Genomic DNA, 16,153 nt, shown 5'->3' on the forward strand with positions numbered 1-16,153 from the left:
GCCCTCGCAAAATTAGTGAAGCTAAGATTAGAAGCGGTAGTGCGAGAAAGCTTTGTTAGCTTCAGCCATACGGTGCACGTCTTCACGCTTCTTAACAGCAGCACCTTTACCTTCAGCAGCGTCCAACAGTTCGCCGGCCAAACGCAGAGCCATAGACTTCTCGCCGCGCTTACGGGCGAAGTCTACCAACCAGCGCATTGCCAGGGCGTTACGACGGGACGGACGAACTTCGACCGGAACCTGGTAAGTAGCACCGCCTACACGGCGCGACTTCACTTCGACCAGCGGAGCGATGGCGTCGAGAGCTTTCTCGAAGATTTCCAGGGGGTCGCTGTTCTTGCGCTCTTTAACCTTTTCCAGCGCGCCATAAACGATACGCTCGGCAACGGCTTTCTTGCCGCTTTCCATCACGTGGTTCATGAACTTGGCCAGAATTTGGCTTCCGTATTTTGGATCGTCAAGCACTTCGCGCTTGGCTGCTACGCGTCTTCTTGGCATGGATAAGCCCTCAAACGGTCTTCAGGTTCGCTCGGAATCGGTGCCCTTTCGGGACGCCTCCGACCTTACTCTTATCGACTCAGAAAATAAGATGATTCAGTTTTACAAAAAGCCGCTACTACTTAGGCTTCTTGGTACCGTACTTCGAACGACCTTGGTTACGACCTTTAACGCCGGAAGTATCCAAGGAGCCGCGTACGGTGTGATAACGAACACCTGGCAAGTCTTTTACACGACCGCCGCGGATCAGTACCACGCTGTGCTCTTGCAGGTTGTGGCCTTCACCGCCGATGTACGAGGAAACCTCGAAACCGTTGGTCAGGCGCACACGGCATACTTTACGCAGTGCCGAGTTAGGTTTTTTCGGCGTGGTGGTATACACACGAGTGCATACGCCACGACGTTGCGGGCAGTTCTGCAGCGCAGGCACGTCGGATTTCTCGACGATACGCTTACGCGGCTGACGTACCAGCTGGTTGATAGTTGCCATCTACTAGCTCCACTGTTGTCTTGCGACGCTATTGTCTTGCAAGAAAAGCAAAATGGCAGGAACGAATTCCCGCCAAATTTAGGGGTACAAGAGTCTAAAGAGGATCTTGCCCCCAGTCAAGGCAAGGCCCCGACCTCCCCTCTCGTCGAACCCAGGCAAAATTGCCTTGATCCGACGAATGGGGCTGCCAGGGCCCAGACTGATTTATCGCAGAACTCAGTTACCGCTTGAGTTCAGCGCTTCGGTCAGTGCAGCTTCCACTTCACTGGCGCTTACGCGCAACGGCTTGTCAGCATCACGGCGACGCTTACGCTCGCTGTGGTAAGCCAAACCGGTACCAGCCGGGATCAGACGACCCACGACCACGTTCTCTTTCAGGCCGCGCAGGTAATCACGCTTACCGGTTACCGCTGCTTCGGTCAGTACGCGAGTGGTCTCCTGGAAGGAGGCCGCCGAGATGAACGACTCAGTGGACAACGACGCCTTGGTGATACCCAGCAGTACGCGAGTGAACTTGGAAACGAATTTCTCGTCGCCAGCCAGACGCTCGTTTTCCACCAGCACATGAGTCAGTTCCATCTGGTCACCCTTGATGAAACTGGAATCGCCGGATTCAGCGATCTCAACTTTACGCAGCATCTGACGCAGGATGGTCTCGATGTGCTTATCGTTGATCTTCACGCCTTGCAGGCGGTAAACGTCCTGGATTTCGTTAACGATGTACTTGGCCAGCGCACTCACACCCAGCAGACGCAGGATGTCGTGTGGATCGCTCGGGCCATCGGAGATAACTTCGCCGCGGTTTACCTGTTCGCCTTCGAATACGTTCAGGTGACGCCACTTTGGAATCAGCTCTTCGTACGGATCGGTACCGTCGTTCGGGGTAATGACCAGACGGCGCTTGCCCTTGGTTTCTTTACCGAACGCGATGGTGCCGCTGACTTCTGCCAGAATCGACGCTTCTTTCGGACGACGAGCTTCGAACAAGTCGGCAACACGCGGCAAACCACCGGTGATGTCACGGGTCTTCGAAGTTTCTTGCGGGATACGCGCGATAACATCACCGATCGCGATCTTCGCACCGTCCGCTACACCGACCAGGGCGTTGGCTGGCAGGAAGTACTGAGCGATTACGTCAGTGCCTGGCAGCAACAGATCCTTGCCGTTGTCATCGACCATCTTCACGGCAGGACGGATGTCTTTACCGGCAGCTGGACGATCTTTCGCGTCGAGTACTTCAATGTTGGTCATACCGGTCAATTCGTCAGTCTGACGTTTGATCGTGATGCCTTCTTCCATGCCCACGTAGGTCACGGTACCTTTCATTTCGGTAACGATTGGGTGAGTGTGCGGATCCCACTTGGCCACGATTGCGCCAGCGTCGACCTTGTCACCTTCTTTAACCGAAATCACAGCACCGTACGGCAGCTTGTAGCGCTCACGCTCACGACCGTAGTCATCAGCGATTGCCAGCTCACCGGAACGCGACACAGCAACCAGGTGACCATCCACTCGCTCAACGTGCTTCAGGTTGTGCAGGCGGACAGTACCGCCATTCTTCACCTGAACGCTGTCGGCTGCGGAGGTCCGGCTTGCTGCACCGCCAATGTGGAACGTACGCATGGTGAGCTGGGTACCCGGCTCACCGATGGACTGGGCGGCAATAACGCCGACCGCTTCACCGATGTTCACCTGGTGACCACGAGCCAAGTCACGGCCGTAGCACTTGGCGCAAATGCCGTAGCGGGTTTCGCAGCTGATCGGCGAGCGAACGATCACTTCGTCGATGCTGTTGAGTTCGATGAACTCGACCCATTTCTCGTCAACCAGAGTGCCGGCAGGAACGATAATTTCCTCGGTACCTGGCTTGAATACGTCACGGGCAATAACACGACCCAATACGCGTTCACCCAGTGGCTCTACAACGTCACCGCCTTCAATGTGCGGAGTCATCAGCAGGCCGTGCTCGGTGCCACAATCGATCTCGGTTACAACCAGATCTTGCGCAACGTCTACCAGACGACGAGTCAGGTAACCGGAGTTAGCGGTTTTCAACGCGGTATCCGCCAGACCTTTACGAGCACCGTGAGTGGAGATGAAGTACTGGAGTACGCTCAACCCTTCACGGAAGTTCGCAGTAATCGGCGTTTCAATGATGGAGCCGTCCGGCTTGGCCATCAGGCCACGCATACCGGCGAGCTGACGGATCTGCGCAGCAGAACCCCGTGCGCCCGAGTCGGCCATCATGTACATCGAGTTGAAGGATTCCTGGTCAACTTCGTCGCCGTGACGGTCGATGACTTTCTCTTTCGAGAGGTTGGCCATCATCGCCTTGGAGACTTCGTCGTTGGCCTTGGACCAAAGGTCGATCACTTTGTTGTACTTCTCGCCCTGTGTTACCAGGCCCGAGGCGTACTGGCTTTCGATCTCTTTCACTTCATCAGTAGCAGCACTGATGATGCGGGCTTTTTCATCTGGGATAACGAAGTCGTTAACACCGATGGAAACGCCGGAAATGGTCGAATAGGCAAAACCGGTGTACATCAACTGGTCAGCGAAGATCACGGTCTCTTTCAGACCAACCACGCGATAGCATTGGTTGATCAGCTTGGAGATCGCCTTTTTCTTCATCGGCAGGTTGACGACGTCGTACGACAGACCTTTTGGCACAACCTGATACAACAGCGCACGGCCAACGGTGGTGTCGACAATACGGGTGCCGCTCACGCTGCCGCCGTCACGGTCGTTGACCGTTTCGTTGATGCGTACCTTGACCTTGGCGTGCAGTGCGGCTTCGCCGGCACGGAACACACGGTCAACTTCCTGCAGGTCAGCGAATACACGACCTTCGCCTTTGGCGTTGATCGCCTCACGGGTCATGTAGTACAGACCCAATACAACGTCCTGCGACGGAACGATGATTGGCTCACCGTTGGCTGGCGACAGAATGTTGTTGGTCGACATCATCAACGCACGCGCTTCCAACTGGGCTTCCAGTGTCAGCGGTACGTGCACGGCCATTTGGTCGCCGTCGAAGTCGGCGTTGTACGCAGCACAGACCAGAGGGTGCAGCTGGATAGCCTTACCTTCGATCAGTACCGGTTCAAACGCCTGGATACCCAGACGGTGAAGGGTCGGTGCACGGTTGAGGAGAACCGGGTGTTCGCGAATCACTTCAGCGAGAACGTCCCAAACCTCTGGCAGTTCGCGCTCGACCATTTTCTTGGCCGCTTTGATGGTGGTCGCGAGACCGCGCATTTCCAGCTTGCCGAAGATGAATGGCTTGAACAGCTCAAGTGCCATCTTCTTCGGCAGACCGCACTGGTGCAGACGCAGGGTCGGGCCTACGGTAATTACCGAACGACCAGAGTAGTCAACACGCTTACCGAGCAAGTTCTGACGGAAACGACCTTGCTTACCCTTGATCATGTCAGCCAAGGATTTCAGAGGACGCTTGTTGGAACCGGTGATAGCGCGGCCACGACGGCCGTTGTCGAGCAGCGCATCGACAGCTTCCTGCAACATACGCTTTTCGTTGCGCACGATGATGTCCGGAGCGGACAGATCGAGCAGGCGCTTCAAACGGTTGTTACGGTTGATCACGCGGCGGTACAGGTCGTTGAGGTCGGAAGTCGCGAAACGACCACCATCCAACGGTACCAGCGGACGCAGGTCTGGCGGCAGAACCGGCAGAACGGTCAGCACCATCCACTCTGGCAGGTTGCCGGAACCCTGGAAGGCTTCCATCAACTTCAGACGCTTGGACAGCTTCTTGATCTTGGTTTCGGAGTTGGTTTGCGGAATTTCTTCGCGCAGACGACCAATCTCGTGCTCCAGGTCGATAGCGTGCAGCAGTTCGCGGACAGCTTCGGCACCCATGCGGGCATCGAAATCATCACCGAACTCTTCCAACGCTTCGAAGTACTGCTCGTCGTTCAGCAGCTGACCTTTTTCAAGGGTGGTCATGCCTGGATCGATAACGACATAGCTCTCGAAGTAGAGAACGCGTTCGATATCACGCAGGGTCATGTCCATCAGCAAGCCGATACGGGACGGCAGCGATTTCAGGAACCAGATGTGGGCAACCGGCGAAGCCAGCTCGATGTGCGCCATGCGCTCACGACGAACCTTGGCCAGTGCAACTTCAACGCCGCACTTCTCGCAGATCACACCACGGTGCTTCAAGCGCTTGTACTTACCGCACAGGCACTCGTAATCCTTTACCGGGCCAAAGATCTTGGCGCAGAACAGGCCGTCACGCTCAGGTTTGAACGTACGGTAGTTGATGGTTTCCGGCTTTTTAACTTCACCGAACGACCATGAACGGATCATCTCAGGCGATGCCAATCCAATGCGGATGGCGTCGAACTCTTCGACTTGACCCTGGTTTTTCAGCAAATTCAGTAGGTCTTTCAAGGCCTTTCCTCCTGGCGGAGCAGAGAGCGGGCTAAACAGCCCCGCTCTCGATTCGCGTCACGTGTTATTCGGTTTCCAGATCGATATCGATGCCGAGGGAACGAATTTCTTTGATCAACACGTTGAAGGACTCGGGCATGCCCGGCTCCATACGGTGATCGCCATCCACGATGTTTTTGTACATCTTGGTACGACCGTTCACATCGTCCGACTTCACTGTGAGCATTTCTTGCAGAGTGTATGCAGCACCGTATGCTTCCAGTGCCCAGACCTCCATCTCCCCGAAACGCTGACCACCGAACTGAGCCTTACCACCCAGCGGCTGCTGGGTAACCAGGCTGTACGAACCGGTAGAACGAGCGTGCATCTTGTCGTCTACCAAGTGGTTCAGCTTCAGCATGTACATGTAGCCAACAGTAACCGGGCGCTCGAACTTGTTGCCGGTACGGCCGTCGAACAGCTGCATCTGGCCGCTTTCTGGCAGGTCTGCCAGTTTCAGCATGGCCTTGATTTCGCTTTCCTTGGCACCGTCGAACACCGGGGTAGCCATTGGAACGCCGCCGCGCAGGTTCTTCGCCAGATCCAGGATCTCCTGATCGGAGAAGGTATCCAGCTCTTCCTTACGACCGCCGATCTCGTTGTAGATCTCGTGCAGGAACTTACGCAGGTCAGCAACCTTGCGCTGCTCTTCGATCATACGATTGATCTTCTCGCCCAGACCTTTAGCCGCAAGGCCCAGGTGGGTTTCAAGGATCTGGCCAACGTTCATACGCGACGGTACGCCCAACGGGTTGAGGACGACGTCGACCGGGGTGCCATTGGCATCGTGCGGCATGTCTTCAACCGGCATGATCACGGAGACCACACCTTTGTTACCGTGACGACCGGCCATCTTGTCGCCCGGCTGGATGCGGCGACGGATTGCCAGGTAAACCTTGACGATTTTCAGCACGCCTGGAGCCAGGTCATCGCCCTGCTGCAGTTTGCGCTTCTTGTCTTCGAACTTGTCGTCCAGCAGACGGCGACGATCAACGATATAGGCCTGGGCCTTCTCGAGCTGCTCGTTAAGAGCATCTTCAGCCATGCGCAGCTTGAACCACTGGCCGTGCTCAAGACCGTCGAGGATTTCGTCGGTGATGTCCTGACCTTTCTTCAGACCTGCGCCGCCTTCAGCCTTGTGGCCTACCAGAGCGGAACGCAGACGTTCGAAGGTCGCGCCTTCAACGATACGGAACTCTTCGTTCAGGTCCTTGCGGATCTCGTCGAGCTGGGTCTTCTCGATGGACAGTGCACGAGCATCACGCTCGACGCCGTCACGGGTGAAGACCTGTACGTCGATGACGGTGCCCTTGGTACCAGTAGGTACACGCAGGGAGGTGTCTTTAACGTCGCTGGCTTTCTCACCGAAGATGGCACGCAACAGCTTCTCTTCCGGAGTCAGCTGGGTCTCGCCTTTCGGAGTGACCTTACCAACCAGAATGTCGCCTGCACCAACTTCAGCACCTACATAAACGATACCGGCTTCGTCCAGCTTGTTCAGTGCAGCTTCACCCACGTTCGGGATGTCTGCAGTGATTTCCTCTGGCCCAAGCTTGGTGTCACGTGCCACACAGGTCAGCTCCTGAATGTGGATCGTGGTGAAGCGATCTTCTTGAACCACACGCTCGGACAGGCAGATGGAGTCTTCGAAGTTGAAGCCGTTCCATGCCATGAACGCGATGCGCATGTTCTGACCCAGAGCCAATTCACCCATATCGGTGGACGGACCGTCAGCCATGATGTCGCTACGCTGAACGCGATCACCCTTACGCACCAGCGGACGCTGGTTGATGCAGGTGTTCTGGTTCGAGCGGGTGTATTTGGTCAGGTTGTAGATGTCGACACCGGCTTCACCCGTTTCAACTTCATCATCAGCAACACGAACCACGATACGGCTGGCATCGACGGAATCGATCACGCCGCCACGACGAGCCACGACGCAAACGCCGGAGTCACGGGCTACGTTACGCTCCATGCCGGTACCTACCAGCGGCTTGTCAGCACGCAGGGTCGGTACAGCTTGACGCTGCATGTTGGAACCCATCAACGCACGGTTGGCGTCATCGTGTTCCAGGAACGGGATCAGCGACGCTGCGACCGAAACTACCTGCTTCGGCGATACGTCCATCAAGGTGACGTCTTCCGGCGCCTTGACGGTGAACTCGTTCAGGTGACGAACAGCTACCAGCTCGTCGATCAGGACTTTCTTGTCGTTCATCGTGGCCGAAGCCTGAGCGATCACGTGATCAGCTTCTTCGATGGCGGACAGGAACACGATCTCGTCGGTGACCAGAGCGTCTTTCACCACACGGTACGGGCTCTCGAGGAAGCCATACTGGTTGGTGCGCGCATAGGCGGCCAGGGAGTTGATCAGACCGATGTTCGGACCTTCCGGCGTTTCAATCGGGCATACACGACCGTAGTGAGTCGGGTGTACGTCACGCACTTCAAAGCCAGCACGCTCACGGGTCAGACCGCCCGGGCCCAGTGCGGAAACACGGCGCTTGTGGGTGATCTCGGAGAGCGGGTTGTTCTGGTCCATGAACTGCGAGAGCTGGCTGGAACCGAAGAACTCTTTCACCGCCGCAGCCACTGGCTTGGCGTTGATCAGGTCTTGCGGCATCAGGCCTTCGCTTTCAGCCATCGACAGACGCTCTTTGACCGCACGCTCAACACGCACCAGGCCAACGCGGAACTGGTTCTCGGCCATTTCGCCTACGCAGCGAACACGACGGTTACCCAGGTGGTCGATGTCATCGACGATGCCTTTGCCGTTACGGATGTCGACCAGGGTCTTCAGGACCGCAACGATGTCTTCCTTGCACAGCACACCCGAACCTTCGATCTCGGTGCGACCGATACGACGGTTGAACTTCATCCGGCCAACCGCAGACAGGTCGTAGCGCTCAGGGCTGAAGAACAGGTTGTTGAACAGGGTTTCGGCAGCGTCTTTGGTTGGTGGCTCGCCAGGACGCATCATGCGATAGATTTCTACCAGCGCTTCCAATTGGTTGCTGGTGGAGTCGATCTTCAGGGTGTCGGAAACGAACGGACCGCAGTCGATATCGTTGGTGTACAGGGTCTCGATACGAACAACCTGAGCCTTGGCGATTTTCGCCAGGATCTCGGTGTTCAGCTCGGTGTTGCACTCAGCCAGGATTTCGCCTGTAGCCGGGTGAACAATGACCTTGGCGGTCGTGCGACCCAGGACGTAGTCCAGAGGCACGTCCAGCGACTTGATACCTGCTTTTTCGATCTGGTTGATGTGGCGCGCAGTAATACGACGACCCGCTTCAACAATGACCTTGCCCTTTTCATCCTGGATGTCCAAGACGGCAATTTCACCACGCAGACGAGATGCAATCAGTTCCAGGCTGAGGGTTTCATCCTTCAGGCTGAATACGTTGGTGGTGTAGAACGCATCCAGGACCTGCTCAGTGGTGTAGCCGAGCGCGCGCAGCAGTACCGAGGCCGGCAGCTTACGACGACGGTCGATACGCACGAACACGCAGTCTTTCGGATCGAACTCAAAGTCCAACCACGAACCGCGGTACGGAATGATCCGCGCGGAGTACAGGAGCTTGCCGGAGCTGTGCGTCTTACCGCGGTCGTGGTCGAAGAACACGCCCGGGGAACGGTGCAGCTGGGAAACGATAACACGCTCGGTACCGTTGATAACGAAGGTACCGTTCTCAGTCATCAATGGGATTTCGCCCATGTAGACTTCTTGCTCTTTGATGTCCTTGATCGCTTTGTTCGACGACTCTTTGTCGAAAATGATCAGACGGACTTTTACCCGCAAAGGTACGGCGTACGTAACACCGCGCAACACGCATTCTTTGACATCAAATGCCGGTTCGCCCAGGCGATAACCGACGTACTCCAGCGCAGCATTGCCGGAGTAGCTGATGATCGGGAAAACGGATTTGAAGGCCGCATGCAGGCCCACGTCGCGGAACTGATCTTTGGTCGCTCCCGCCTGCAAGAATTCACGATACGAATCCAGCTGGATAGCCAGAAGGTACGGGACATCCATGACGTCCGGCAACTTGCTAAAGTCCTTGCGGATACGTTTTTTCTCAGTATATGAGTAAGCCATCAGCGTTCCCCAGCTTGGTCACCTGCTTGTTTGGCCCTCCCGACGGGAGCAGCCAGAAAATCTTGCAAACCCCATGGTTTGCACCACCGCATCGGGTGGCTACAGCGCGTTAATGGCGGCGACCGAGTCGACAGCCAAGAACGGAAAAAGGCCGGTGGCAAGAGCCACCAGCCATCAGCCTTCAGCTTAACGCTTGGGCTGGAGACGCAAGGTCGATGCTTACTTCAGCTCGACTTTAGCGCCTGCTTCTTCCAGAGTTGCCTTGGCTTTGTCGCCTGCGTCTTTGGTCACTGCTTCCAGAACCATAGCAGGAGCGCCGTCAACTACAGCCTTGGCTTCTTTCAGGCCCAGACCGGTCAGTTCACGTACTGCCTTGATCACGTTAACTTTCTTCTCGCCAGCTTCCAGCAGCATGACGTTGAATTCGGTTTGCTCTTCAACAACGGCAGCAGCAGCAGCTGGACCAGCAGAAGCAGCGGCAGCGGAAACGCCGAATTTTTCTTCGAAAGCTTTGATCAGCTCAACAACCTGCAGAACCGACATTTCAGCTACGGCGTTGAGGATATCGTCTTGGGAGATAGACATTGCTGTATTTCCTGAATTGGGGGACGGCCTACGCGGCCATCGAAATAAACAAAAATACGCGAGAGAAATTGCTCAGCCTTAGGCTGCGGCAGCTTCTTTTTGCTCGCGAACTGCAGCCAGAGTACGAGCCAGCTTGCTGGTAGCGCCTTGAATCACGCTCATCAGCTGCGAAATGGCTTCGTCGCGGGTCGGCAGTGTTGCCAGTACGTCGATTTGGTTAGCTGCGAGGAACTTGCCCTCGAACGCAGCTGCCTTGATCTCGAACTTATCCTGACTCTTGGCGAACTCTTTGAACAAACGGGCAGCAGCGCCTGGATGATCCTTGGAGAAAGCAATCAGAGTCGGGCCGGTGAACACGTCGTTGAGGACACTGTATTCAGTGTCAGCAACAGCGCGCTTGAGCAGGGTGTTACGTACAACACGCACGTATACGCCAGCTTCACGAGCCTCTTTACGGAGTCCGGTCATAGCGCCTACTGTCACACCACGGGCATCAGCCACGACAGCGGACAGAGCAGCTTTGGCAGCCTCGTTGACTTCAGCGACGATGGCCTTCTTGTCTTCGAGATTAATTGCCACGGGTTTAACTCCTGCTTGTTACCGTTTCATCTGGCCGAGGCCGGATGTCGTTTTGGTGTCTGATTCGGTAAGGAACCGGGAGCACCATCTGCGTAGGCTTGTGGTTTAAGACTTGCGCCGCCTACGGTCTTGGATAGCCCCCGCCAGGCAGGGACCCCAATTTTTTCCGATTGGCCCAATTGCTTGCGCCAATCTGTGTCTTATACGTCCAGCGAGCCTTGGTCGATGACCAGACCTGGGCCCATAGTGGTGCTCAGGGTAACGCGCTTGACGTAGATACCTTTCGAGGAAGCTGGCTTGATACGCTTCAGATCAGCGATCAGGGCTTCAACGTTTTCCTTCAGCTTGACGGCGTCGAAGCCGACTTTGCCAACGGAGGTGTGAATGATGCCGTTTTTGTCGGTGCGATAACGAACCTGACCAGCCTTGGCGTTTTTAACCGCGGTAGCTACGTCTGGCGTTACGGTGCCGACTTTAGGGTTAGGCATCAGGCCACGTGGACCCAGGATCTGACCCAATTGACCTACAACACGCATTGCATCCGGGGAAGCAATAACTACGTCGTAGTTCAGGTCGCCGCCTTTCATTTCGGCAGCCAGGTCGTCCATACCAACGCGATCAGCGCCGGCGGCCAGAGCAGCTTCAGCTGCCGGGCCTTGAGTGAAGACAGCTACACGAACAGTCTTACCAGTACCGTGCGGCAGCACAGTAGCGCTACGAACGACCTGGTCAGATTTACGTGGGTCAACACCCAGGTTTACAGCAACGTCAACGGACTCGCTGAACTTGACAGTCGACAGCTCGGTCAGCAGAGCAGCAGCGTCTACAAAGTTGTAGGACTTGCCCGCTTCGATTTTGCCGGCGATAGCCTTTTGGCGCTTGGTCAGCTTAGCCATTACACACCCTCCACGTTAAGGCCCATGCTACGAGCAGAACCGGCGATGGTACGCACGGCTGCATCCATATCAGCTGCAGTCAGATCCGCGTTTTTGGTTTTCGCGATTTCTTCCAGCTGAGCACGAGTTACGGTGCCAACCTTAACGGTGTTAGGACGAGCGGAACCGCTAGTCAGACCAGCAGCTTTCTTCAGCAGAACCGAAGCCGGGGTCGACTTGGTTTCGAAAGTGAAGCTACGGTCGCTGTATACAGTGATGATCACTGGAGTCGGCAGACCTGGCTCAAGACCCTGAGTACGGGCGTTGAAGGCCTTGCAGAATTCCATGATGTTCACGCCGTGCTGACCCAGAGCCGGACCAACAGGTGGACTTGGGTTGGCCTGAGCGGCCTTCACTTGCAGCTTGATGTAAGCGGTAATCTTCTTGGCCATGAGGCACTCCAATTACGGGTTCAAGCGCCTCGAAAGGCTCCCCGGTTACTTGCGCGTTTATCCCAGTGACGACAAAACCCCACAGCCTTAGGCTGCGGGGTTGGGATGCTTACTCAGCTAGACCTTCTCGACCTGGCTGAATTCCAACTCTACCGGAGTAGAGCGACCGAAAATGAGCACCGCGACCTGGATCCGGCTCTTTTCGTAGTTAACCTCTTCGACGGTACCGTTGAAATCAGCAAACGGACCATCTGTGACGCGAACAACCTCACCCGGCTCGAACAACGTCTTCGGCTTAGGCTTGTCGCTACCGTCGGCGACGCGACGCAGAATTGCTTCTGCCTCTTTGTCAGTGATCGGAGCAGGCTTATCAGCAGTACCGCCAATGAAACCCATTACACGAGGAGTGTCCTTGACCAAGTGCCAAGTACCTTCATTCATGTCCATCTGTACCAGCACGTAGCCAGGGAAGAACTTGCGCTCACTCTTGCGCTTCTGACCATTCCGCATTTCAACCACTTCTTCAGTGGGAACCAGAATTTCGCCGAAGCCATCTTCCATGCCTGCCAGCTTTACGCGCTCCAGCAAAGAGCGCATAACATGCTTCTCGTAACCCGAGTAAGCATGCACAACGTACCAACGCTTAGCCACGGGACACCCTTAGCCAACAATCAAGGAAACAAGCCAGCCGAGCAGGGAATCAAGCCCCCACAACAGCAACGCCATAACCAGAACAACAGCCACGACAATCAACGTGGTCTGCGTGGTTTCTTGGCGAGTCGGCCAAACGACTTTACGGATTTCGGTGCGAGCTTCCTTCACCAGGACCGCGAAAGACTTGCCTTTGGCAGTCTGCAGGCCTACAAAGGCAGCTACAGCAGCAAGGGCCAGCAAAGCGAGAACGCGGTACAGGATCGGCGAAGCAGAGTAGTACTGATTGCCAACAACGCCTACGACCACCAAAGCGACTACAGCGAGCCACTTTACCAGATCGAAACGAGAGCTTTGAGCTTCAGCCTTAGGAGTCATCTATGAAGATCCTGTGAAAAGAAAGCCAGACACACCACGTGAATCTGGCAGGTCAGGAGGGAATCGAACCCCCAACCTACGGTTTTGGAGACCGTCGCTCTGCCAATTGAGCTACTGACCTAAAACAAAATCAGGCCGACCATTATGCAGACCTGAAAAAGACTTTACAACAACCAACCCCCAGAGACTTGAAATCACCCAAGCAACGAGCGATCTAAAACACTATCAAGCCGAGTCAGCCGTTAAAACAAAGGCAGATATTTTCATATCTGCCTTGTTATATGGAGCTCTTGAGCGGATTTGAACCGCTGACCTCACCCTTACCAAGGGTGTGCTCTACCAACTGAGCTACAAGAGCGAAACACTATGCACAACCTGCAAACTTGGAGCGGGTAGCGGGAATCGAACCCGCATCATCAGCTTGGAAGGCTGAGGTTCTACCACTAAACTATACCCGCGGAGCTTGCAGCTCACGCTAAAATGGTGGAGGGGGAAGGATTCGAACCTTCGAAGTCGTAGACGTCAGATTTACAGTCTGATCCCTTTGGCCGCTCGGGAACCCCTCCTAAGCGAGCCGGCATTCTACATCATGCCGACCTTCTGTCAAGCATTTTCTCATTAAAAATATGAGGTTAGCTGCATTGACCTTCGCTTCACGCCGTAGACCTTAATGGTCTTCACTGCGAAGCGGGCGCCATTCTATGCAAACTATTCGAGAGTTGCAATGCCTTCGCACAGCATTATTTTATGTTTTAACTCATTGAATTCCTTAGCAAGGTTTTCAAAGGGCAGATCCTCAGCCAGGCCTCGGCTTTCTGGGGCAACCCGGAGCCAGTAACCCTGCGCATCAGGAGTACTCAGCAACTGAACCTTGACCTTTATATCCAGGCTAGTGAGACGCTGCTCAACGAATTGAGCCTGTCGCAGGTCGGCAAAGCCACCAATGTACAAGCAAGTATTTTGCGCATCAGATGCCTTAGCCCGATCCCTTCGCACGACGGCGTCAGAGGACTCACTCAGCAGGCGAATATCCTGCTGCGTATTCCGATAGAGGCTCAGAGGGGTAACGTCTTTAGCGCGCAACGGCGCCTCTTGCTGATGCCATATGTAGTAGAAGGCGTTGAGGATCAATAAAAGCAAAAACAGCCAACGCATAAACACCTCAAGATAAAGGGCACGCCATCGCCAACCCCACGAAAATCAAATCAGGAACGAGCCGAGCCTGGGGCACTGCATCCCTCACCAAATCAGCATCGCCGCCAGTCAGGAATACAGTAAAGTTATCACCCCAATAACTTCTGGCCAGCTCAAGCTGGGTCAGCACAAATCCTCTGAGCATCAACGTACAGCCACGCTCTACGGCCTCTACGGTCGTGCGCCCTGGAGAGAGGCACTCCAATGCTCTTTCGGCAGCAGCGTCGTCGTAACGTATCTTGCGCGTATGCGTACGCAACTGATTACGCATGAGGGGCATACCAGGACAGATGAAACCGCCTAGATGCTCACCATCCCCTGCAATAAAATCTGCGGTCGCCGCCGTACCAAAATCAAGCACCAGGCATGCGCCCGAAGCCAATTTGAAGCCACCCAGCATCGCTAACCAGCGATCAAGACCAAGACGCTCGAAATCTTCGTAGCCGTTGCGCACCCCGGCCATTTCTCGTGCAGAAACGGCGCAGGAAACGACAACACCAAAAGCCTCCACCAGCGCTGCAACCAGATTGTTTGTTTCATCCAGAGCACGAACGCTCACTAACCGGCAATGCGTCAATAACAGGCCAGGCAGCGATGACAGGCTTTCAATCAGTGCGACATCCGAACCAGCTATGCCCTCTGCAGATACGATCGCCCGATCCGAACCAAGTACGCGCCACTTAATAAAGCTATTCCCACAGTCGAGCTCAAGAATCATCACGCAGCCTCAGGCTTAACTCACCACCACTGTATATTTTCTCAACGCCATCGACACTTAAACGCAACGCACCCTGACCGTCGACACCCAGCACCACCCCATCGACATGGCTGACACCAGCTATGAGTGACACTGCCCTTCCCTGCCAGGCGTGACCTCTCTCCCACTCATCCTTAAGAGATGCAAAACCTGACGCCCTGTGCAGCTCCAAGTAGCTTTTCAACTGCAAGCACAGACGCGCCACCAAAGAGTTGCGATCAACAGGAGACCCCGTCTCCAACTGCACTGATGTCCATTGCTGATCAACCTCATCAGCCTTCTGCATATTCACGTTAATACCTATACCGAGGACAACGTGACAGATATCCGCGGGATCCCCTACGAGCTCCAGTAAAATCCCGGCAATCTTCTTCTGCCCCACCAGGACGTCATTTGGCCACTTCAAAGCCGCACCCTGCACTCCAGACTCACGCAGCGCCTGCATGACTGCCAAGCCAACCACAAGACTCAGCCCCTCCAACTGTCGAGGACCATTCTCAATACGCAATAAGAGGCTGTAATACACATTCTGGGCGAACGGACTGATCCACTTTCGGCCGCGCCGCCCCCTTCCCGCCGTTTGCTGCTCCGCAAGCACCAGAAACGGCGTCGCACACTCAACCTCAACAAGGCGCAGAGCCTCGGCATTCGTCGAGTCGATGGAATCGTAGATATGAATAGGCCATGTCAGAGAAGATGCATACAGCGCGATCTGCTCAGAACTCAAGAAAACCAGTGGCGAAGCTAATTGGTACCCCCTGCCACGAACCTTATGGACAGGCAGATTCAATTCGGCCTCAAGATGCTGGAGCTGCTTCCATACAGCACTACGACTAACCCCAAGGGCGGCGCCAAGTGCTTCTCCGGAATGGAACCGGCCATCTTTCAGAAGTTTTAACAACGTCAGCATGCAAGTATCGCCTCACAATGAGGCACGCATGATAGCCATGCGCAGGATCATTGCATAGAAAGGCCGGACTTTAGCACTGAAGGCCACCCCGAGGCGCCTCTTCGCACTTTTCGACCGAGCAAAACAAAACCCCACCTGCTTTCGCAAATGGGGTTTCGGAATTTAATCTTGACGATGACCTACTCTCACATGGGGAAACCCCACACTACCATCGGCGATGCATCGTTTCA

Annotated in this window: 13 protein-coding genes and 4 tRNA genes; all 17 read right to left on the reverse strand. The window is 55.2% G+C overall.

Going from position 1 to position 16,153, the window contains the following annotated elements; all coding sequences use genetic code 11:
* Positions 1-27 precede the first annotated feature (27 nt).
* The 17 genes from rpsG to birA all read right to left on the reverse strand — a co-directional run bounded on the left by rpsG (position 28) and on the right by birA (position 15,923).
* Positions 28-498 (reverse strand): 30S ribosomal protein S7, encoded by a 471-nt coding sequence (gene rpsG, locus FIV39_RS23650; protein ID WP_002555493.1) that lies wholly within the window; start codon positions 496-498, stop codon positions 28-30.
* 118 nt (positions 499-616) lie between these two features.
* On the reverse strand, positions 617-988 hold the full coding sequence (gene rpsL / locus FIV39_RS23655; protein WP_002555494.1) for a 30S ribosomal protein S12: 372 nt from the start codon (positions 986-988) through the stop codon (positions 617-619).
* A 216-nt stretch (positions 989-1,204) separates the two neighbouring features.
* The gene (gene rpoC / locus FIV39_RS23660; RefSeq protein ID WP_090401840.1) at positions 1,205-5,404 is read right to left on the reverse strand and encodes a DNA-directed RNA polymerase subunit beta'; all 4,200 of its coding nucleotides are present in this window, start codon (positions 5,402-5,404) and stop codon (positions 1,205-1,207) included.
* Positions 5,405-5,468: 64 nt separating this feature from the next.
* On the reverse strand, positions 5,469-9,542 hold the full coding sequence (gene rpoB, locus FIV39_RS23665) for a DNA-directed RNA polymerase subunit beta (RefSeq protein WP_053138310.1): 4,074 nt from the start codon (positions 9,540-9,542) through the stop codon (positions 5,469-5,471).
* Between the two features lie 219 nt (positions 9,543-9,761).
* Positions 9,762-10,127, reverse strand: a complete 366-nt coding sequence (gene rplL, locus FIV39_RS23670; RefSeq protein WP_053138313.1) for a 50S ribosomal protein L7/L12 — start codon at positions 10,125-10,127, stop codon at positions 9,762-9,764.
* 78 nt (positions 10,128-10,205) lie between these two features.
* Entirely contained in the window at positions 10,206-10,706 is a 501-nt protein-coding gene (gene rplJ, locus FIV39_RS23675) for a 50S ribosomal protein L10 (RefSeq protein ID WP_003232405.1), read from the reverse strand.
* A gap of 200 nt (positions 10,707-10,906) precedes the next feature.
* Positions 10,907-11,602, reverse strand: coding sequence for a 50S ribosomal protein L1 (rplA, locus tag FIV39_RS23680; protein WP_003176434.1), 696 nt, complete (start codon positions 11,600-11,602; stop codon positions 10,907-10,909).
* The gene (gene rplK / locus FIV39_RS23685) at positions 11,602-12,033 is read right to left on the reverse strand and encodes a 50S ribosomal protein L11 (protein ID WP_003176435.1); all 432 of its coding nucleotides are present in this window, start codon (positions 12,031-12,033) and stop codon (positions 11,602-11,604) included. The genes rplA and rplK overlap by 1 nt, the downstream gene beginning before the upstream one ends.
* Before the next feature lie 117 nt (positions 12,034-12,150).
* Positions 12,151-12,684, reverse strand: a complete 534-nt coding sequence (gene nusG / locus FIV39_RS23690) for a transcription termination/antitermination protein NusG (RefSeq protein WP_003176436.1) — start codon at positions 12,682-12,684, stop codon at positions 12,151-12,153.
* A 9-nt stretch (positions 12,685-12,693) separates the two neighbouring features.
* Positions 12,694-13,062, reverse strand: coding sequence for a preprotein translocase subunit SecE (secE, locus tag FIV39_RS23695; RefSeq protein ID WP_003194658.1), 369 nt, complete (start codon positions 13,060-13,062; stop codon positions 12,694-12,696).
* Positions 13,063-13,107: 45 nt separating this feature from the next.
* A tRNA-Trp gene (locus FIV39_RS23700) sits at positions 13,108-13,183 on the reverse strand.
* A 161-nt stretch (positions 13,184-13,344) separates the two neighbouring features.
* Positions 13,345-13,420 (reverse strand) — tRNA-Thr (locus FIV39_RS23705).
* 26 nt (positions 13,421-13,446) lie between these two features.
* A tRNA-Gly gene (locus FIV39_RS23710) sits at positions 13,447-13,520 on the reverse strand.
* A gap of 23 nt (positions 13,521-13,543) precedes the next feature.
* Positions 13,544-13,628: transfer RNA gene (locus tag FIV39_RS23715), tRNA-Tyr, on the reverse strand.
* Positions 13,629-13,770: 142 nt separating this feature from the next.
* On the reverse strand, positions 13,771-14,217 hold the full coding sequence (locus FIV39_RS23720) for a hypothetical protein (RefSeq protein WP_090401839.1): 447 nt from the start codon (positions 14,215-14,217) through the stop codon (positions 13,771-13,773).
* Between the two features lie 7 nt (positions 14,218-14,224).
* Entirely contained in the window at positions 14,225-14,974 is a 750-nt protein-coding gene (locus FIV39_RS23725; RefSeq protein WP_090401838.1) for a pantothenate kinase, read from the reverse strand.
* Positions 14,964-15,923: a bifunctional biotin--[acetyl-CoA-carboxylase] ligase/biotin operon repressor BirA gene (gene birA, locus FIV39_RS23730; protein ID WP_090401837.1), complete on the reverse strand. Its 960-nt coding sequence runs from the start codon at positions 15,921-15,923 to the stop codon at positions 14,964-14,966. Before birA ends, FIV39_RS23725 begins: the two co-directional genes overlap by 11 nt.
* Positions 15,924-16,153 lie beyond the last annotated feature (230 nt).

The sequence above is a fragment of the Pseudomonas grimontii genome, from assembly GCF_007858185.1.
GTDB lineage: Bacteria > Pseudomonadota > Gammaproteobacteria > Pseudomonadales > Pseudomonadaceae > Aquipseudomonas > Aquipseudomonas grimontii.

Bases quoted from the DNA above. Each gene is read 5' to 3' on its own strand.
- rpsG (WP_002555493.1), bottom strand. From the start codon at position 498: ATGCCAAGAAGACGCGTAGCAGCCAAGCGCGAAGTGCTTGACGATCCA.
- rpsL (WP_002555494.1), bottom strand. From the start codon at position 988: ATGGCAACTATCAACCAGCTGGTACGTCAGCCGCGTAAGCGTATCGTC.
- rpoB (WP_053138310.1), bottom strand. From the start codon at position 9,542: ATGGCTTACTCATATACTGAGAAAAAACGTATCCGCAAGGACTTTAGC.
- rplL (WP_053138313.1), bottom strand. From the start codon at position 10,127: ATGTCTATCTCCCAAGACGATATCCTCAACGCCGTAGCTGAAATGTCG.
- rplA (WP_003176434.1), bottom strand. From the start codon at position 11,602: ATGGCTAAGCTGACCAAGCGCCAAAAGGCTATCGCCGGCAAAATCGAA.
- rplK (WP_003176435.1), bottom strand. From the start codon at position 12,033: ATGGCCAAGAAGATTACCGCTTACATCAAGCTGCAAGTGAAGGCCGCT.
- secE (WP_003194658.1), bottom strand. From the start codon at position 13,062: ATGACTCCTAAGGCTGAAGCTCAAAGCTCTCGTTTCGATCTGGTAAAG.
- FIV39_RS23720 (WP_090401839.1), bottom strand. From the start codon at position 14,217: ATGCGTTGGCTGTTTTTGCTTTTATTGATCCTCAACGCCTTCTACTAC.
- FIV39_RS23725 (WP_090401838.1), bottom strand. From the start codon at position 14,974: ATGATTCTTGAGCTCGACTGTGGGAATAGCTTTATTAAGTGGCGCGTA.
- birA (WP_090401837.1), bottom strand. From the start codon at position 15,923: ATGCTGACGTTGTTAAAACTTCTGAAAGATGGCCGGTTCCATTCCGGA.